Origin of the sequence: Enterobacter oligotrophicus (genome assembly GCF_009176645.1) — a bacterium.
GTDB lineage: Bacteria > Pseudomonadota > Gammaproteobacteria > Enterobacterales > Enterobacteriaceae > Enterobacter > Enterobacter oligotrophicus.
On record NZ_AP019007.1, the window covers coordinates 71,559 to 90,956 of the forward strand.

General features: G+C 53.9%; 17 protein-coding genes. 5 read left to right on the top strand and 12 right to left on the bottom strand.

Features of this window, described 5'->3' with window-relative positions:
* Window positions 1-9 precede the first annotated feature (9 nt).
* Both iraM and rstA read right to left on the bottom strand, forming a co-directional pair.
* A complete protein-coding gene (gene iraM, locus EoCCA6_RS00380; protein WP_152080943.1) occupies window positions 10-381 on the bottom strand; it encodes an anti-adapter protein IraM in 372 nt (123 codons plus the stop codon).
* 437 nt (window positions 382-818) lie between these two features.
* A complete protein-coding gene (rstA, locus tag EoCCA6_RS00385) occupies window positions 819-1,535 on the bottom strand; it encodes a two-component system response regulator RstA (RefSeq protein ID WP_152080944.1) in 717 nt (238 codons plus the stop codon).
* Between the two features lie 129 nt (window positions 1,536-1,664).
* Here rstA and EoCCA6_RS00390 point away from each other — a divergent pair, with 129 nt between their 5' ends.
* Window positions 1,665-2,000 carry a GlpM family protein gene (locus EoCCA6_RS00390; RefSeq protein ID WP_152084370.1) on the top strand — a complete coding sequence of 112 codons (336 nt, stop codon included), beginning with the start codon at window positions 1,665-1,667 and terminating at the stop codon, window positions 1,998-2,000.
* Here the strand turns inward: EoCCA6_RS00390 and folM are convergent.
* The 3 genes from folM to ydgH all read right to left on the bottom strand — a co-directional run bounded on the left by folM (window position 1,997) and on the right by ydgH (window position 5,271).
* Window positions 1,997-2,719 (bottom strand): dihydromonapterin reductase, encoded by a 723-nt coding sequence (folM, locus tag EoCCA6_RS00395; protein WP_152080945.1) that lies wholly within the window; start codon window positions 2,717-2,719, stop codon window positions 1,997-1,999. The genes EoCCA6_RS00390 and folM overlap by 4 nt on opposite strands.
* 39 nt (window positions 2,720-2,758) lie before the next feature.
* The gene (locus tag EoCCA6_RS00400) at window positions 2,759-4,141 is read right to left on the bottom strand and encodes an amino acid permease (RefSeq protein WP_152080946.1); all 1,383 of its coding nucleotides are present in this window, start codon (window positions 4,139-4,141) and stop codon (window positions 2,759-2,761) included.
* Between the two features lie 185 nt (window positions 4,142-4,326).
* A complete protein-coding gene (ydgH, locus tag EoCCA6_RS00405) occupies window positions 4,327-5,271 on the bottom strand; it encodes a DUF1471 family protein YdgH (RefSeq protein ID WP_152080947.1) in 945 nt (314 codons plus the stop codon).
* A gap of 535 nt (window positions 5,272-5,806) precedes the next feature.
* On the opposite strand from ydgH, the gene pntA reads away from it, so the two are divergent.
* Window positions 5,807-7,336, top strand: a complete 1,530-nt coding sequence (pntA, locus tag EoCCA6_RS00415; protein WP_152080948.1) for a Re/Si-specific NAD(P)(+) transhydrogenase subunit alpha — start codon at window positions 5,807-5,809, stop codon at window positions 7,334-7,336.
* Between the two features lie 10 nt (window positions 7,337-7,346).
* Window positions 7,347-8,735, top strand: a complete 1,389-nt coding sequence (pntB, locus tag EoCCA6_RS00420; RefSeq protein ID WP_152080949.1) for a Re/Si-specific NAD(P)(+) transhydrogenase subunit beta — start codon at window positions 7,347-7,349, stop codon at window positions 8,733-8,735.
* Between the two features lie 86 nt (window positions 8,736-8,821).
* Here pntB and uspE read toward each other — a convergent pair whose 3' ends face one another.
* The 6 genes from uspE to EoCCA6_RS00450 all read right to left on the bottom strand — a co-directional run bounded on the left by uspE (window position 8,822) and on the right by EoCCA6_RS00450 (window position 15,695).
* Entirely contained in the window at window positions 8,822-9,772 is a 951-nt protein-coding gene (gene uspE, locus EoCCA6_RS00425; protein ID WP_152080950.1) for a universal stress protein UspE, read from the bottom strand.
* 138 nt (window positions 9,773-9,910) lie between these two features.
* Window positions 9,911-10,663 carry a fumarate/nitrate reduction transcriptional regulator Fnr gene (fnr, locus tag EoCCA6_RS00430; RefSeq protein ID WP_014070017.1) on the bottom strand — a complete coding sequence of 251 codons (753 nt, stop codon included), beginning with the start codon at window positions 10,661-10,663 and terminating at the stop codon, window positions 9,911-9,913.
* Window positions 10,664-10,846: 183 nt separating this feature from the next.
* Window positions 10,847-11,362, bottom strand: coding sequence for a methylated-DNA--[protein]-cysteine S-methyltransferase (ogt, locus tag EoCCA6_RS00435; RefSeq protein WP_152080951.1), 516 nt, complete (start codon window positions 11,360-11,362; stop codon window positions 10,847-10,849).
* Between the two features lie 9 nt (window positions 11,363-11,371).
* Complete coding sequence (abgT, locus tag EoCCA6_RS00440; RefSeq protein ID WP_152080952.1) at window positions 11,372-12,898, bottom strand: p-aminobenzoyl-glutamate transporter; 1,527 nt, start codon at window positions 12,896-12,898, stop codon at window positions 11,372-11,374.
* 41 nt (window positions 12,899-12,939) lie between these two features.
* Window positions 12,940-14,385, bottom strand: coding sequence for a M20 family metallopeptidase (locus EoCCA6_RS00445; RefSeq protein ID WP_152080953.1), 1,446 nt, complete (start codon window positions 14,383-14,385; stop codon window positions 12,940-12,942).
* Window positions 14,385-15,695: a M20 family metallo-hydrolase gene (locus tag EoCCA6_RS00450; protein ID WP_152080954.1), complete on the bottom strand. Its 1,311-nt coding sequence runs from the start codon at window positions 15,693-15,695 to the stop codon at window positions 14,385-14,387. Before EoCCA6_RS00450 ends, EoCCA6_RS00445 begins: the two co-directional genes overlap by 1 nt.
* Window positions 15,696-15,870: 175 nt before the next feature.
* Here EoCCA6_RS00450 and EoCCA6_RS00455 point away from each other — a divergent pair, with 175 nt between their 5' ends.
* Window positions 15,871-16,782, top strand: coding sequence for a LysR family transcriptional regulator (locus tag EoCCA6_RS00455; RefSeq protein ID WP_152080955.1), 912 nt, complete (start codon window positions 15,871-15,873; stop codon window positions 16,780-16,782).
* 352 nt (window positions 16,783-17,134) lie between these two features.
* Complete coding sequence (smrA, locus tag EoCCA6_RS00460) at window positions 17,135-17,698, top strand: DNA endonuclease SmrA (RefSeq protein ID WP_152080956.1); 564 nt, start codon at window positions 17,135-17,137, stop codon at window positions 17,696-17,698.
* A 9-nt stretch (window positions 17,699-17,707) separates the two neighbouring features.
* On the opposite strand, the gene tcp is transcribed toward smrA, so the two are convergent.
* Window positions 17,708-19,366 (bottom strand): methyl-accepting chemotaxis citrate transducer, encoded by a 1,659-nt coding sequence (gene tcp, locus EoCCA6_RS00465; protein WP_152080957.1) that lies wholly within the window; start codon window positions 19,364-19,366, stop codon window positions 17,708-17,710.
* Window positions 19,367-19,398 lie beyond the last annotated feature (32 nt).

Sequence of the window (19,398 nt, forward strand, 5' to 3'; positions counted from 1 at the left end):
TGTCCAGCGTTAATGCCTGTTTTGGGTAGCACTCACAATCAGTGGATTGGTGGAAAATCCATGTGGACATTTACGCGCATTGCAATGAGAAGAAAAGGAACAGCTATTTTCATCCTTATTTTTATTAAACGGACAGGCCATTTTATTCTTTATTTCATTCCATAACATTTCATTATAAGGCGACACGTTGTAAAGGGATATAGGGCTGTAAATGCCATTAATAAAAATTCCATTTTTAGTCGGGTATATTCTGTCTCCAGGGTATAAATACACATCGCTTTCATACCATATAATCAGCTTCAGAAACTTAAGACCCAGAATGCTGGAATAAACGATCCCAGTATTAGGGCAAATAATCGAGCTAATGACTCTCCATGACATCGCTATACCTCTATCATTAAACAATTTTCAGCTTATAATGTTTAGCACGTGATCCAGGAATCAGCAATCTCGTAAGTTGTTGAAAATGATCGGGATTTTTTAATTTAGAAATATATCTCCTTTGTTTTCATGAGGATAATGTAATGATTGAGATTGTACGTATACAAAATTTGAACGTATTCCCGAAGCGAATGGCGGATTTTTGATCAGTAATGTCGCTTGCAGGATTGTATGTATATTCCCCTTTGGGCAGATAACCCATTAGATATGTTTTTGTTTGTTTCTGGATGCAGAAGTTAACACAGATGGGTGTTGACAGGTGGGTAAAGTATACTTCGTATTAAACGTTATATTCTGTTTCTTCACACCTCATTCAAGAACAATGATAAATGTGGTTCGTGGTTTTCTTATTTTACGCCCCCGGAGGGGCTTCCTTATCAGGTTTCCCAGGCGTGTGGGGCAAAAAGGTAGCCCTTATTACGCACGGTTTTAATACGGTATGGCTCGGTTGCGTTATCCAGCAGCTTTTTACGCAGGCGAGAAATGGCGACATCAACACTGCGATCCATTCCGTCATAACTCACGCCGCGCAGATTTTTCAGCAACGCATCGCGATCCATAATCTGCCCGGCATGGGTAGCCAGCTCCCACAGAAGATCAAAATCGGCCGTGGAGAGCGCAATCACCTCACCGGAGAGCAGCACCTGCCGGTTAACCGGGTCGATTGACAACGTACCAAAACGCAGGGCTTTATGCGGCGTTAAAGCGGGGGCGGGGGTTTCACGCTCGCTGCTGGCACGCTGGCGCAAATGCAGCCGTAAGCGGGCCAGTAATACCGCGGGTGGCGTTGTCTTCAGGATGTAGTCGTTAGCCCCCATTTCGAGGGATAAAATATGGTTCATGTCGCTGTCCAGAGAGGTCAGCAGTACGATCGGGCCGTCCCATTGGGTGCGCAGGTCGCGGCAAAGCGTCATGCCATCTTTGCCGGGCAGCATGATATCCAGCAGCACCAGGTCCGGGTTTTCTCGCACCACAACCTCTTCAGCGCGATCGCCACGAGGTTCAACGATGACGTCCATATCATGTTTCCCCAGGTAAGCGGCAATCAACTGCCCAACTTCGGGTTCGTCCTCTACATAAACAATCTTTGTCATACAACGTCAGTTATCGCGAAAAAAAGCCAACATACACCGCGCAACCTTAACCTTCCATTAATCTTTCAAAATTAGCGCCAGTTCCGTTATTCTGAATTACATTGTTACTTGATTGTTATGGGAAAAAGTATGGGGCTGGTGATTAAAGCCGCGCTGGGTGCGCTGGTGGTGTTGCTGATTGGCGTTCTGGCAAAAACGAAGAATTACTATATTGCCGGGCTGATTCCGTTGTTCCCGACTTTCGCGCTGATTGCCCATTACATTGTGGCCTCTGAGCGCGGCATTGAAGCGCTGCGCGCCACTATTGTGTTCGGTATGTGGTCTATTATTCCTTACTTTCTCTATCTGCTGTCGCTATGGTATTTCACCGGTTTTCTGCGCCTTCCGCTGGCGCTGGGCGGGGCGGTCGTGTGCTGGAGCCTCAGCGCCTGGGTGTTGATCTTCTTCTGGAGCCGTTTCCACTAGCGTAGTGGGCGACCACCATCCACCGCAAAGGTTCTGCCAGTGACGTAACAGCTGGTCAGCAGATAATCGATCAGATCAATGACCTCTTTTTCACCGGGCGCGATTTTCATCAACGACTTATTGAGCGCCTGCTGGCGGTACTCGGCGTCATCCCCCTCGTTAAACAAAATCAGCGATGGGGCGACCGCGTTCACTTTTACTTCCGGTGCCAGTTTGCGGGCAAACGAGCGTGTCATGTTATCCAGCGCCGCCTTGCTCGCGGCATAGGCAATGTGTTTGTCGCTCCCGCGCTCTACCACATAGTCGGTAAAGTGAATAATATCCCCTGCGGCATGCCCGTGGCCGCGGAGCAGATCCTGCAGAGCGTGGTTGAGCAAATACGGCGCGTTGACGTGGATTTGCATCATGCAGGCGAGCGTCTCGCTGAGCGGAGTGTCCGGCTTTTCAGGAAGCCATGCGCTGGCGTTGTGAATTATGGCCCGCAATCCGTCAGTGGTGGATTTGACCTTTTCCGCAAAGGCAAGAATGCCCTCATCGGTCGAAAAATCTGCCTGAATACAGGTTGCACCGGCTTTCCGGAGCCCTTCAATCGAAGGGTATTCACGGCGGTAGCTAACAATCACCGGGTGGCGAAGGTTGAGAAAATGATGGGCGAGGGCGAGGCCGATGCGACGGCCTGCGCCAGTAATCAGAATTGGGCGTTGCTGCGCTTTTCCCATCGTATTCTCCTTTTCAGTTCAACAATGGGAAAGACGGTGCTATCCCATTAACGTCCACATTGCCGGTACGGCAGCCACTAAAAGCAGCCCAATCAAGGCCATCTCGCGGCGCTTAAGCGCGTTATCCAGTTGATGCGTGCGGCGGGCGTAGATAAACACCAGCAGACCTGGTGCATACAACACCACCGACAGCAGCAGGTGCATAGGCCCGGAAGCATACAACAACCATAGCCCGTAAATACAGGCACCGACGCCCACGGCATAGTGCGCCGGACGGGTCGCGATTTTTAGCAGATACGCACCCACTAAGAAATAGGGTACCAGAATCATTTCAGAGGCGATGGTCAGCAGGGTGTTATAGTCTGAACCTGTGAGCCAGATCAGCACCAGGCAGACCTGCACGCTGATGTTGGTAAGCCATAACGAGGCGGACGGTGCATTGTTCTTATTCTGTTGTGCAAACAGGCGCGGAAACGCCTTGTGCGTAGCGGCCAGGAACGGAACTTCTGCAGCCATAATCGTCCAGCTCAGGTAAGCCCCGCAGACAGAAACAATCAGACCTGCGGCAATCACTACGTCGCCCCAGGAACCGAGCATTTTTACCATCAGCCCGGCCATGGACGGGTTACGCATTTCCGCCAGTTCAGGACGCGCCACCACGCCCAGCGACAGCAGCGTCACCAGCAGATACACGCCTAACGCAGCCAGCACGGCCAGCAGCGTCGCGCGACCGACATCGCGCTTATTACGCGCTCGTGCGGAAACCACCACGGCACCCTCAACGCCGATGAACACCCACAGGGTGATCAGCATGGTGTTTTTGACCTGCTCCCAGACGGGAACGCCCAGCGCAATGCCGGTGAAATCAAGCCTGAAGACGTCAAGACGAAACGCGATAAACGCCAGTACGATAAACAAACCGAGCGGAACCAGTTTCGCCAGCGTAGCCACCAGATTGATGCTGGCAGCGGTCTGAACACCGCGAAGAACCAGCCAGTGAACCACCCACAGCAGCACAGAAGCTCCCACAATGGACTGCCAGGTATTGCCATCGCCGAACAGGCGCAGCGCGGGCGTATCGGTGAAGAAACTGAGTGCCGAGAAGACAATGACCAGATACGAGACGTTAGCGATGACCGCGCACAGCCAGTAACCCCAGGCGGAACAGAAGCCAATCAGCTCGCCGAAACCTTCACGTGCATAGGTAAAAATTCCGCCATCCAGATCCGGGCGAATGCGGGTCAGCAGCAGCATGGCGAACGCCAGCAGCAATATTCCGGCACCGGTAATACCCCAGCCAATCAGTAACGCGGCAGGGCTGGCGACGGCCGCCATATTTTGCGGCAAACTGAATACGCCCGCGCCCAGCATCGAGCTCAATACCAGTGCAGTTAAAGCACTCAGGCCAAGTTTCTTTTCCATTGGCTTCCTGTTATGAAAGGTCCAAATCCAGAATAATTATTTCGCTAAGGCGCATAAAAATGGTGGATCACACTAAGGCGCGGAATTTTACGGAGTGTAACGAGAGCATGCAATGATGCGTGGCAGAAATTCGAAAAAAAGTAATAAAAAAGGCGGCATAGCGCCGCCCTGGTTCAACAGGCCTGTTACTTGTAGAGATCGGCGCTGATGGTCACGTTGTTACCCCGTTCCTGCCACTGGCGGGTGATGTGGTAATACTTCGCACCTTTCTTCGCCGCACGCTTAGCAACCTGGTAAGAGACTTCCGTCATGTTGCCGTAGTTGCCGGTAAACTTAATGCTATCGAACGGCACCATCTGCGCCGCAGTGGCTTTGTTCAGCTCTTCAATTTTGGTGCCATCTGGCAGCGTTACAGTGTAACGACCACCTTTGGTGGTTTGCGTTTCAAAGAAACGACCCACTTCAGCACTTGGTGCTGCAGAGGTGGCCACACCAGGGATCTCCACTTTCTTCGCCTCTTCGCCGCCTTTTGCTAATGCCGCGCGACCCGCATCGGAATCAGCAGGAATGGCATCCGGGCTTTGCAGTACGCGTTTTTTCGCATCTTCTTTATAAATGAATGCGGTAATACGCTGGTTGCCACCCTGGTTAGCATCCACCTGGCGCACGATATAGAAAGAGTAAGCCCCTTTCTGTTTAGCCGCTTTGGTGATGGCATCATTCACTTCAGGCTGGCTGCGGTAAAAGCCCTGAACGGTGACGGTATCGTAAGGTTCCAGCGCAACGGCCTGATCTTTCGGCAGCTCTACGATGCCGTTAATCACGCGATTTTTCGGCGCGTCGGCTGCAGGCGCATTTTCTTTGTACAGCGCAATGGTCACACGCTGGTTACCACTGTTACCTTGATCGGACTGGTCGAGAACGTAAAACGAAGCAGCACCGTTTTTATCAGCGGCTTTTGATGCAGCGTTAACGGCATCGCCGATGGAGTTATAACGGCCCACAATGACCGTCTGGTCAAAAGGCTTTAACGCTGCCGCTTGCTCCGGCGTTAACTCTGTTGCGGCATTCGCAGACAGGGCGGTCGCGGAAAGAAGTGCGGACGCCAGGAGTGTGTTCTTAAGTTTCATAAAAATAATCCTTCGCCTTGCGCAAACCATGTACTGGTATTGTTGTAAATTTGAGACGGTCCCGATTATGGCATTTAAAACCCATCGCTGTCTGCGCCATTTTTCGCAGCACGTGCTCACAACATGACCCGATTCGATAACATTTCGTGATATGTTGAAAAAACAGGCGTTTGACAAGCAAAACTGATAAAGCATATGACTTTTACAAGTTAATTTAATGTTAATAACTTGATCTCTTATGGCGCTATATCATGTTTTTACCGCCTCGCTTGCGCGATTTATCGGTCCCGGAGATGAATTTAAGGTAAATATCTCTGTCAGCGACGCGGATCACTTATTTTTCACAGATAAAATAAGAAATAGTGTTTTCTGGCGGTAGATCACGGGCGCTATTTTCAGTAGGTTATAGAAAGTTTGTTACTGTTTTAATTTCCGGGGTTAATCATACGTCGTCGTTATCAGGATGGCGAAAGTTGATACAAATCACGGGCATTTATCGACAAACCATCATCAAAAACCGATGGAAGGGAAAACTATGCGTATTGGGGTACCAAAAGAACGGTTAGCCAATGAAACCCGCGTAGCGGCGACACCGAAAACGGTGGAGCAACTGCTTAAACTGGGTTTTACCGTCGCGGTTGAAAGCGGCGCGGGCAAACTGGCGAGTTTCGATGACGAAGCGTTTATTCACGCTGGCGCGGACGTGGTGGACGGTGCTGAGGTCTGGCAATCACCGATCATTCTGAAGGTGAATGCACCTGAAGAGAGTGAAATTGCGTTGCTCAATCCGGGCACCACGCTGGTGAGCTTTGTCTGGCCGGCCCAGAATCCAGAGCTGATGGAAAAACTGGCCGCGCGTGGCGTGACGGTAATGGCGATGGACTCCGTGCCGCGTATTTCGCGTGCGCAGTCACTGGATGCGCTGAGCTCCATGGCGAACATCGCGGGCTATCGCGCAATCGTTGAAGCGGCGCATGAATTTGGTCGCTTCTTCACCGGTCAAATCACCGCAGCGGGCAAAGTTCCGCCAGCGAAAGTGATGGTGATTGGTGCGGGCGTTGCAGGTCTTGCGGCGATCGGCGCAGCAAACAGCCTGGGCGCGATTGTCCGTGCTTTTGATACCCGTCCTGAAGTGAAGGAACAGGTTCAAAGTATGGGGGCTGAATTCCTTGAACTGGACTTCAAGGAAGAAGCGGGTAGCGGTGATGGTTATGCGAAGGTGATGTCCGAAGCCTTTATTAAAGCAGAAATGGAACTCTTCGCTGCGCAGGCGAAAGAGGTCGATATTATCGTCACTACCGCGCTTATCCCAGGCAAACCGGCACCGAAGCTGATCACCCGCGAAATGGTTGATTCCATGCAGCCGGGCAGCGTGATTGTCGATCTGGCTGCGCAAAACGGTGGCAACTGTGAATACACCGTGGCGAACCAGGTCACCACGACCGCTAACGGCGTGAAGGTGATTGGCTATACCGATCTGCCGGGCCGTCTGCCAACCCAGTCTTCCCAGCTGTACGGCACCAACCTTGTTAACCTGCTGAAACTGCTCTGCAAAGAGAAAGACGGCAACATCACCGTAGATTTTGAAGACGTGGTGGTGCGTGGCGTAACGGTGGTGCGCGAGGGTGAAATCACCTGGCCTGCGCCGCCAATTCAGGTTTCTGCTCAGCCTCAGGCGGCACCGAAAGCCGCTCCGGAACCTAAAGAGCCAGAGAAACCTGCTTCGCCGTGGCGCAAATACGCCATTATGGCACTGGTTATCATTCTGTTTGGCTGGCTGGCTGACGTCGCGCCGAAAGAGTTCCTGGGCCACTTTACCGTCTTTGCGCTCTCCTGCGTGGTGGGTTACTACGTGGTATGGAACGTTTCCCATGCGCTGCATACGCCGCTGATGTCGGTCACGAACGCCATCTCCGGGATCATCGTGGTGGGGGCGTTGCTGCAGATAGGTCACGGTGGCTGGATCAGCTTCCTGAGCTTCATCGCGGTGCTGATTGCCAGTATCAATATTTTCGGTGGTTTCACCGTGACTCAGCGCATGCTGAAAATGTTTCGTAAAGGCTAAGGGGTAGCATATGTCTGGAGGATTAGTCACAGCCGCATACATTGTTGCTGCGATCCTGTTTATTTTCAGCCTGGCGGGGCTTTCCAAACACGAAACGTCTCAGCAGGGGAATAACTTTGGTATCGCCGGGATGGCGATTGCGCTGATTGCCACCATCTTCGGGCCGGACACCGGCAACGTGGCGTGGATTCTGGTGGCGATGATTATCGGTGGAGCCATCGGTATTCGTCTCGCAAAACGCGTTGAAATGACCGAAATGCCGGAGCTGGTGGCGATCCTGCACAGCTTTGTGGGTCTGGCGGCGGTACTGGTGGGTTTCAACAGCTATCTCTACCACGAACCGGGCATGGAGCCGATTCTGGTTAATATTCACCTGACCGAAGTGTTCCTCGGTATCTTCATCGGTGCGGTCACCTTCACCGGGTCGATTGTGGCATTTGGTAAGCTGCGCGGGAAGATCTCCTCTAAGCCACTGATGCTGCCAAACCGTCATAAGATGAACCTGGCGGCGCTGGTGGTCTCGTTTGCACTGCTGGTGATCTTTGTGCGTACCGAAAGCGTGGGACTGCAGGTGTTGGCGCTGCTGGTGATGACCATCATTGCGCTGGCATTCGGCTGGCATCTGGTGGCCTCCATTGGCGGGGCGGATATGCCGGTGGTGGTGTCAATGCTGAACTCCTACTCGGGTTGGGCGGCAGCGGCGGCAGGCTTTATGCTGAGCAATGACCTGCTGATCGTCACCGGTGCGCTGGTCGGCTCTTCCGGTGCGATCCTGTCCTACATCATGTGTAAAGCGATGAACCGCTCGTTCATCAGCGTGATCGCCGGTGGCTTTGGTTCTGACGGTTCTTCTGCCGGTTCCGATGAGGAAGTGGGTGAGCACCGTGAAATCAATGCGGAAGACACCGCCGATATGCTGAAAAACTCGCATTCGGTGATCATCACTCCAGGCTACGGCATGGCGGTGGCGCAGGCGCAGTATCCGGTGGCGGAAATCACGGAGAAACTGCGCGCACGCGGGATTAAAGTACGCTTTGGTATCCACCCGGTTGCGGGCCGTTTGCCTGGTCACATGAACGTGCTGCTGGCGGAGGCGAAAGTGCCTTATGACATCGTGCTGGAGATGGATGAAATCAACGATGATTTCGCCGATACCGACACCGTACTGGTGATTGGTGCCAACGACACCGTTAACCCGGCGGCGCAGGACGATCCGCGTAGCCCAATCGCTGGTATGCCGGTTCTGGAAGTGTGGAAGGCGCAGAACGTGATTGTCTTCAAACGCTCCATGAACACCGGTTATGCGGGCGTTCAGAACCCGCTGTTCTTCAAAGAGAACACCCATATGCTGTTTGGCGACGCCAAAGCCAGCGTGGATGCGATTCTGAAAGCACTCTGACAGAGAAAACGTAGGCCGGGTAAGGCGAAGCCGCCACCCGGCAAAAAAAACCGCTGGTTTCCCGGCGGTTTTTTTCATCTTATGGCTCAATCGTCTTCTGGATCGTCCAGCTCAACCGGCGTCTGGTATTGATCCGGCTTAATGACCAGCAGGTCGCAGCGCAGATGGTCGATCACCTGCTCGGCGGTATTGCCGAGGAAAGCGGCAGAGATACCGGTACGGCCAATCGTGCCCAGTACCACAATCCCCGCCTGTAAATGTTCCGCCAGATCCGGAATCACCTCTTCAGGCAACCCTTTTTCCACGTGCGTCATTTTCTCATCAATGCTGAATTTCTGGCGTAGCGCTTTCATGGCCAGCAGGTGCTGACCGCGGATCGCGTCGTTATAGACACTCGGGTCAAATTCAGGCAGTTCGATGGCGATATTAATCGGTGTCACCGGATAAGCCCCCACCAGATGAACTTCGGTGTGGTTAACCTGTTCGGCAAGCTGAAGTGTCTCCTTGACCAGCTTTTCATTGAGCGAATTGTGATAATCCTCTTCACTTGCCAGGTTCACGGCCACAACAGCTTTTCCGCCTTCCGGCCACGGCTGGTCTTTCACCATCCATACCGGGCAAGGACATTTACGCAGCAAATGCCAGTCGGTAGGCGTGAAGATCACCGATTCCAGCTTATCGTGCTGGTGCGCCATTTTCAGCAGCAGGTCGTGCCCACCGGCCACCACTTCCTGGATAATGGCTTCGAAAGGACGGTTATGCCAGACCACTTTAATATCGATGGGCACACCCGCTTCCAGGTAATATTTTGCCTGTTCGCGTATCCACGCAGTACGCTGGCTGATTACGCCCTGACGCATCGCGGTGCGCTCGTCAGGCGACAGAAGGGTGGTCATCTCATATGAGAAGTCATAGATCGGCAAAAACGCTTTGATTTTGCCGCCAATCCGTTGATGTAAATACACAGCACGTCGTAACGCTGGTTGATCGTCCTGATTAGGATCGATGGCCACCAGCATGTTTTGATACTTTGCCATACAGGTCTCCTTACAACTGACACCGCAGTCTGTAATTAAAAGAGTAACCTATATATCTTGAATGAAACAGGGGGGAAGTTTTTGCCAGATCAATAAATCAGGAAATTTATCGATCCGGCATCTGTCACAGGAGGAGGGTTATGCCACGTTGCGGGAATGGCCCGCCAGCACCGCCAGCGCTTCACCGTTTTCGATGGTGATGTATTTCCCTTTCACCGCCAGCATACCGCTTTTCTGGAAACGACCCAGCAGACGGCTGATGGTTTCAACGGTCAGGCCCAGGTAGTTACCGATATCACCACGCGTCATCGTCAGACGGAACTCTCGCGGGGAGAAACCGCGTTCTGCGAAACGACGGGAGAGGTTGTAGATAAACGCGGCCAGACGCTCTTCTGCATTCTTTTTGGAAAGCAGGAGAATCATGTCCTGATCGCCTTTGATCTCGCCACTCATAAGACGCATCATCTGCTGGCGCAGATTAGGCATCTTGCCGGAGAGATCGTCCAGCGTTTCGAACGGAATTTCGCAAACCATAGAGGTTTCCAGCGCCTGAGCAAAGCTCGGGTGATGGCCAGTACCGATGGCGTCAAAGCCAACCAGGTCACCTGCCAGATGAAAGCCAGTGATCTGCTCATCACCCTGTTCGGTAATGGTGTAGCTTTTGATGGTGCCAGAACGGATTGCATAGAGCGATTTCAGTTCGTCTCCCGCTTTAAACAGCGTCTGCCCTTTCTGAATTGGCTTTTTGCGCTCGATGATATTATCAAGCTGATCGAGTTCATGCTCATTCAGGGTAAACGGGATACAGAGCTGGCTGATGCTGCAATCCTGGCAATGGATAGCACAACCGCCAGACTGAATGCGTCGTATAATTCGCTTTTCCGGGATCATAGGTTTGCTCAAGCCTTAATTGATATTGGTCAATTTTAACATCTTTTTGGTAAGTACGTAAGCCTGGCAAACCACCAATAAGGACAAGAGACGGCAACGTGTCGCCATCTTCTTGAAATTCCACAACTTGATTAAGGATTTCTGGCCTAACCGGAAGAAAATTAAGCACTAAAAGCCTGGAATCTACAGCAAAAGATACCCTTCGTGACGCAGCAACCACTCTTTACGCTGCACGCCTCCGGCATAGCCCGTCATGGTGCCGTTACGCCCAATCACGCGATGACAGGGAACGACAATACTGACCGGATTTGAGCCGTTTGCCGCACCCACCGCGCGGGCTGCACCCGCACGGCCGAGCTGCTCGGCGAGCTGGCCGTAGTGCATCACATGTCCACAGGGAATGCTGCGCAGCGCCTGCCACACTTCACGCTGGAACGGTGTGCCTGCGGTGGCCGTAGGCAGAGTATTAATGATGCTGAGATCGCCCTCGAAGTACGCCGTCAGTTTATCGCTCAACCCTCCGGGATTAACGGCACGGATACGTTCAAAACCCTGTGCGCGATAATGAATGGTGAGCAGCTCTTCCATGCGGTCGCTGTGCTCTTCCCACTCAACGGCGCGCAGATTGAACTGCTCGTCCGCGATAACCCACAGCGGCCCAAGCGGCGTCGCAATTTTATCTTCGAGTAATCTCAGCATCGTCATTCCTTAGTTCAGCCTCGGGTATATCCCCGGCCCAATCGGCAGGCCGACAAGATACCACGCCACCAGCATCACCAGCCATACCCCTAAAAAGATAAGCGGATACGGCAGGACCAGCGAATAGTAGGTACCCAGTTTGGCCTCAGGTTTATAGCGCTGCAGGAAGCCCAAAAACAGCGGGACGAACGGCGATACCGGAGCCAGCGGGATCACCGACGAGTCGGCGATGCGGAACAGGATCTGGGCGAACGCCGGGTGGAACCCCAGCATCATAAACATCGGCACGAAAATGGGTGCCAGAATCGACCAGATCGCCGAACCACTGGCAATAAACATACACAGTAGCGATGACAGCAGCGCCAGGCCAACAAACGCCGGAACGCCGCTTAAACCAGCCGCTTCCAGCGCATCGGTCAGGCCGACGGCCATAAACTTGCCCATGTTGCTCCAGTTAAACATCGCCACGAACTGCGCCAGCGGGAACACCATCACGATAAAACCCGCCATCTCCTTCATCGGCTCAATCATCAACTGCGGCAGGTCACCCTGACGGCGAATTCTGCCGGTGGCGATACCGTAGGCGAGTGAAACGACAAAGAAAAAAAGAATAATCAGCGGCACAATGCCCTGGATAAACGGCGAGGGCAGGACGGTATGCTTAACCGGATCGCGCAATACCCCGTTTTCCGGCACCACCATCAGCGCCACCAGGGCGATAAATGCCAGCGAGACCATCCCGGCCACGCGCAGACCGGAGCGCTGCTCTTTGCTCAGCGTCTCCAGCTTTTCATCGCTACGGCCTTCCCATTTACCCAGACGCGGCTCGATGATCTTATCGGTAATCAGCCCGCCAACAATCGTCAGGACAATCACCGAGCTTGCCATAAAATACCAGTTGTCGATCACGCTGACGTGCATTGCGGTATCAATGGTTTTCGCCGCCTCTGTGCTGATACCGGAGAGCAACACATCGGTGGTAACGATCAGCAGATTCGCGGTAAACCCACAGCCCACACCCGCAATTGCCGACAGCAGGCCCGCCACGGGGTGACGACCGACGGCGAGGAAAATCAGCGCGCCCATCGGCGGCATGATCACCAGCGCGGCGTCAGAAGAGATGTGGCTGAAGAAGGCGATAAACAGCACCATATAGCTGGCGTAACGGGCGTTGACGTGAGAGGCCATTTTCACCATCAATGCCGGCAGCAGGCCAACGCGTTCAGCCAGCCCGGCTCCCAGCACCAGCGCCAGGATCGCGCCCAGCGGCGCAAAGCCGCTGAAGTTTTTAATCACGTTCGGTAAAAACCAGTGCAACCCTTCAACACTGAGCAGGTTTTTTACCGCGACCAGACTTCCGTCTGCCGGGCTGCGCACGCTGACGTCAAAAGCGGAGAGCACGGCAGTGGCGACCATTAAAATCACAATCAAATAGATAAAAAGCAGGAAAGGGTGTGGCACTTTGTTGCCGATCCTTTCAACCCAGCCATAGAGCTTACCGGATGGGGAATGCGAAGGTATGGATGACATACTCATGGGCGTTCCTCGGGACTGTTGTGTTGTTGTGTTGTGTTTTTTTATTTTAAAGGTGACGGTGTCACGCCCTGTGGGATCGGACACACGTACGGTTTTTCTGTGATGTGTTGTTCGAACTCTTCCCGGCATTTGTTTAGCAATTCTGCATCCTGCAGCAGATTAAGCGCGGTAGCGCCCAACACTTTTCCCGCCAGCAGCATGCCTTTATGGGCGATGGAGGTGCGCCCCTGTGCAACAAGCTGCCAGGTATGCAGCGGCGTGCCGACGGTAAAGCAGGGGCTGAAGCACTGCGCCACAGGCATCTTCCAGCTGACATCGCCTACATCGGTTGAACCTGCCAGCACGTTATCGGTGATGGCATAAGGCGCGACGTCGTCCACCAGCAGCGTCTCCTGCTGACGACGGGCAAACGCTTTACCGGCTTCGCCACCCGTTGCGGCAATATTTTTCAGGCTGTTTTGCAGGTCGTTGGGCGTCAGCGTGGCGCGGATCTCACGGGCAAACGCGCGTTCTTCTTCTGTCCAGTCCGGCGTACCGTAGTGTTGTAACGCGCGGTACATTGCCGCTTCGAGCGTGCGGTTCGGCAGGTAACTGGAGCAGGCTTTATCAAAACGGCACTCGACGGTGGTTTCGGTCATCATCGCCGCACCCTGGGCGATTTTCTCGATGCGTTGATAGATTTGCTGCGCGTCGGCCATCTCCGGGGCACGGATCAGGTACAGCACCTCGGCCTGGGCCTGCACCACGTTTGGCGAAATCCCGCCGGTATCGGTAATGGCGTAGTGGACGCGCGCTTTCTCGATAATATGTTCGTTGAGGAAATTGGTGCCAGTGGTCATCAGCGTGACCGCATCCAGCGCGCTGCGTCCCAGGTGAGGGGAGTTTGCCGCGTGAGCCGCTATGCCATGAAAGCGCCAGGCGGCCTGAATATTGGCCAGCGTACTGACGTTAAACATCCCGGCAAAGGCTTCCGGGTGCCAGGTAACAGCGGCATCAACGTCGTCGAACAACCCCTCGCGCACCATGAAGGTTTTCCCGGAGCCGCCTTCTTCACCAGGACAGCCGTAAAAGCGCACCGTTCCGCTGCCGCCGTGTTGTTCGAGCCAGCTTTTCACCGCGACGGCACCCGCAAAGGCTGCTGTACCCAACAGGTTGTGCCCGCAACCGTGACCGTTCGCGCCCGGCGTGGAAGATTGCGCGGTAGCGCAGTGCGCCTGCTGGCTTAATCCGGCCAGCGCGTCGTACTCACCGAGCAGGGCGATAACGGGTTTCCCGCTGCCGAAGCTGGCAATAAACGCATTTGGAATGCCGCCCGCTTCGCGCGTGAGGGTGAACCCTTCAGCTTCCAGCGCGCTGGCGAGGCGCTCGGCTGACCAGAACTCTTCGAAACGGGTTTCAGGATGATCCCAGATCGCGTCGGCAATATCGGTAAACGTTTGACATCGTGTGTCGATCGCATCTTCAATAAAAGCGTAGTTTTCCTGCATTACACACCTCGCGTCCACGGAAAATTGAGCGCAGTACGCGCCAGCGTTTCGACTGCGACGGTCATGATGTTCTCGTCAAAATCGAATTTTTCGTTGTGATGTCCGGCGCTCAAATCGGTGCCAAACACCATATAGGAGGCCATTCCGCCGCTCTGCTGCACGCGAGCCATCATCAGCGTGGCATCTTCGGAGCCTGCCGGGGCTTTGACCTTATCAATCGCCTGCGTCACGCCGGAAACCTGACCGGCCTGTTCGCGCAGATAGTCGACCCAGGCCGGCGTTGGCGCGCTGGATGTTGCCGCCCCCATCAGACGCATCTCTGCTGTGACGCCATAGAGTGCTGCTGCGCCGTTAATCACGGATTGCGCACGTTCGAACACGTACTGATTGATCGCTTCGCTTTCACCGCGGGTTTCAACTTTAAGCAGTGCGTTTGCGGGTACGACATTACGCCCGCTGCCCGCCTGCATTACGCCGACGTTGACGCGGGACGCGCCTTCGCTATGCGGGGCAATGCTGTGCAGGGCAAGCGCGGCCTGCGCCGCCGCAAGCAGGGCGTTACGACCCTCTTCCGGCTTGCCGCCTGCGTGTGCCGCCACGCCCGTAAACCGCACGTCGAATTTGGTGGTGGCCATAAAGTTATCGCTGCCGCAGATCACCGTTCCGGCAGGGACGCCAGTACCGATATGAATGGCGGTAAAGTAGTCCACGCCGTCCAGGGCCCCGGCTGCGACCATTGCCCGCGCGCCGCGCGTGCCTTCTTCGGCAGGCTGGAAGATCAGCCTGATCGTGCCGTTCAGCTGCGCTTCGTTCTGTTTAAGAACCTGTGCCAGACCCAGACCAATGGTGGTGTGACCATCGTGGCCGCAGGCATGCATCATCCCCGGATGACACGAAGCAAAGCCTTCCCGGAACGGGCGGTGGCTATCGTCAAGGGCTTCGCTCAAATCGAGCGCGTCCATATCCACGCGAAAAGCCAGCGTCGGCCCAGGGCGGCCGGTGTTCAGGGTTGCGACGATCCCGGTGAAACCGCCTTCAAACGGGGCAAGCCACTTCTCCGGTGCCCCTTGTTCACGGGCACGGGCAAATTCCTGCGCCAGCGTTGCCTCATCCGGTAGTCCCATCCGGCTTTCCGCGTCAATCACGTCGCGGCCCATCGCCAGTTCATAACCCAGGTTATCTAAAATCTCCGCGACTTTTGCCGCCGTGCGAAATTCCACCCAACCGGATTCAGCGAAATGGTGAAAATCACGACGCCATGCGGTGAGTTGCGGCATTAACGTCTGGATGTTGTGCGCCAGTTGATCCATATCTTTTCCTGTCATCATTAAAATATGTGAACTGCTTCACGCTGTGATAGTTTTTACTTATCACTAACCGTTTTTTCACAGTTTTAACCGTTCAGGAATTACCCTCGCACATCCCTTTCCATTAAAGTAGATGACAGTTTCTTTACTCTGATAAACAACGGTTATCGGTCGGGCTATGTCATTTCAGATTAAATTTCATCAGATTCGCGCCTTTGTGGAAGTGGCTCGCCAGGGCAGTATTCGCGGTGCCAGCAGGACGCTTAATCTCTCGCAACCCGCATTGACCAAATCGATCAAAGAGCTGGAAGAGGGAATGGCGGCGCAGCTTTTCGTGCGCAGGAGTAAGGGCGTCGCATTGACAGAATGCGGTGAAGGGTTTTATCAGCGCGCCAGACTGATTCTGGAGGAGCTGCGTGCCGCGCAGGATGATATCCGCCAGCAGCAGGGGCAGCTGGCCGGGCAAATCAATATCGGGATGGGAGCCAGTGTTTCGCGCACGTTAATGCCCGCAGTGATTACGCGCTTTCATGCTCAGCATCCGCAGGTCAACGTGCGGATTATGGAAGGGCAACTGGTATCGATGATTAATGAATTACGTCAGGGCGAGCTGGATTTCACCATTAATACCTATTATCAGGGACCTTACGACCACGAATTTACCTTTGAAAAACTGTTTGAAAAGCCCTTTGCGGTATTTTGTCGGGAGGGACATCCGGCCATTGGGACAACATCCATTAATGACCTTTTACATTATAACTGGACCATGCCCACGCCGCGGGGGAGTTATTATAAGCAATTAGAAGATGTGTTTAGCCATCTTTCACAAGTACCGCGAATTGGGATCGTCTGTGAAACTTTCTCCTCCTGTATAAGCCTGGTTGCGCAAAGCGATTTCTTGAGTATTCTGCCGCAGGAGCTTGGCTGTGATCCGCTTCTGGCCCACCGTCTGGTGATGCTCCCTGTCGTCGAATCGCTGCCTAAAGCAGCTTATTATTTAATTCAGCGTCGTGATTCCCGGCAGACGCCACTGGCTGAATCATTAATAACGCAATTCAGAAGAGAAGCGCGAAAATTAATTTCACAATAAAATTAAAGAATAAAAAAACAGAGTCTGTCCGACATCAGACAGACTCTATAGTACACACAGCAGTGCGTCCTTTCGCGGAGCCCACGTGTTATATCCATTAGGCAGGTTAATGTAGTTATAACAGTTTTCGGTCAAAATGAAAGTCACTGGAGTGATTGATTTCACGAAATTTTAACTTAAATTTTGTATGTTATCCTGGCTGAAATTTTAGTTAAGGGTGGTTTAAATTTCGGGCACACGCTTTTATTTTTATCAGCGTAATATTTGTTCACTGCGTGTGACGCCAGCCCGTTATTGAGGCCCATCGCTGCCGCAGGTATAGTACAGGCTCAGATGTAGCCGGAGGATTTCCATGAACCCTGACGACAAATCACTTTTTCTTGACGCCATGGAAGATGTCCAGCCCCTGAAACGTTGCACGGATATCCACTGGCAGCAAAGTCGTAATACCCGGACCCGCCAGGACATCGATACCGAACAGCTCGACAACTTTCTGACCCTGGGTTTCCTGGAGTTATTGCCGCTTGAAGAGCCGCTGGCGTTCCAGCGCGAAGGCGTTCAGCAGGGCGTTATTGATAAGCTACGTTCCGGTAAATATTCCCGTCAGGCGAGCTTAAACCTGTTGCGACAGCCCGCCGAACGCTGTCGCCAGATGCTGTACGCCTTTATCCGTCAGGCCAGTCGTGACGGGTTACGAAACCTGATCATTATTCACGGGAAAGGGCGCGAGCAGAATTCGCATCCTAATGTCGTGCGCAGCTATCTGGCACGCTGGTTAACCGAGTTCGAAGAAGTGCAGGCGTTCTGTGTGGCGCTGCCGCATCACGGCGGCAGCGGGGCTTGCTATGTTTCACTGCGAAAATCCGACGAAGCGAAACAGGAGAACTGGGAACGGCACGCCAAGCGCAGCCGTTGACGACACGGTTTAGAACGTTTCCCAGTTATTGTCGCCTGACGCACTGACCGTGGCCGGGCGCAACAGCTGCGGTGTTTTTGTATTTTTCGGGCGCGGGGCGGCGTTTTCCTGCACGTTCAGGCGGAATGCCGCCACGGCCTGACGCAGCTGTTCTGACTGATCTTCCAGTGCGGCAGCGGCCGTAGCGGATTGTTGCACTAGCGCGGCGTTTTGCTGCGTCACGCTGTCCATCTGCGACACGGCCAGGCTTACCTGTTCAATACCCCGGCTCTGTTCATCGGACGCCGAGGAAATCTCGCCCATAATATCGGTCACGCGGGTGACGGCGGCAACAATCTCCTTCATGGTTGCTCCTGCCTCGCTCACCTGCTCAGAACCGGTACTTACCCGGCTGACGGAGTTCTCGATAAGCCCTTTGATCTCTTTCGCGGCCTGCGCACTGCGGCTGGCCAGAGTACGGACTTCACCTGCCACGACCGCAAAGCCGCGCCCTTGCTCCCCGGCACGCGCTGCTTCCACCGCCGCGTTGAGCGCCAGGATGTTGGTCTGGAACGCGATGCTGTCAATCACGCCGGTAATATGCGCAATTTGCTGTGAACTGTCGGCAATTTCGGTCATAGTGCGAACAACGTTATCGACCACGCGACCACCGCGCGCGGCGGTTTCAGAGGCATTTTTTGCCAGCAGCGTGGCCTGTCGGGCGTTATCGGAGTTCTGCTTAACCGTTGCGGTCAGCTCTTCCATGCTGGCGGCGGTCTCCTCCAGCGAGGCGGCCTGCTGCTCGGTACGGGCGGAGAGGTCATTGCTTCCGGCTGCAATTTCGCCTGCGCCAGTGTAGATGGCGTCAGTGCTACCGCGCACAGCGCTGACCGTGCTCACCAGCGACAGCTGCATCTCATGAAGACCGGCTGCCAGCTGGCCCATTTCATTGCGGCCAGAGATATCGACATTTTGCGTGAGATCGCCCCCCGCGATGGTACGGATGTGGTTCATAATGGTTTTGAGCGGTTTTAACAGCAGGTATTGTAAACCCTGCCAGATCACCACCAGTACGGCGATAACGGCCAGGAAAATGGCTGCCAGCGTCCACTGCATCTGGGTAAAGCTGCTCTGATTTTCTTCGGCGGCAGCTTTAAGTAACGTGTTGTTTTCGGCGCGCCAGCGGTTGTAGACCGCTTCCATATCATCCTGCGCCTGCTGGGCATCCAGGTCGCCATACGCCTGATAATTGTCTGCACGCAGATACTCAATCGACAGACGCATCACTTCATGCATCTGATTCCAGGATTTCTGCATCTCCTCGGTTAATGCCGCGTTTTGGCCGTTAACCTGCGGCATTTTCTGCCAGTCTTTGTTATAGGCTTCGGCTTTAGTCAGGGACTCACTGGCCGTACCCAGCAGCGTGTTGATAGCAGCCAGGGAGGCAGGATCGCGCTGGTTTTTCAGGTAGCGGATCGCCACGCGTGTGATGGTAACGCGTGTTTTGACCAGTGTATTGACGCTGTCGCTCAGGCTTTCCTGCTGGGCATTCAGAACGCCGGAGTTCTGGAAATTATGGCGATCGTTGTTAACGGCGGAGTAGAACAACCCTCCCGTGACAACTTGCAGCAGACAGAATATGGTGAGAGCAAAGATAATACCGGTAATCACGTGCAGATTTTTCAGCATAGCGGTCGTCCGTTATAGAGGCAGGGGTTACA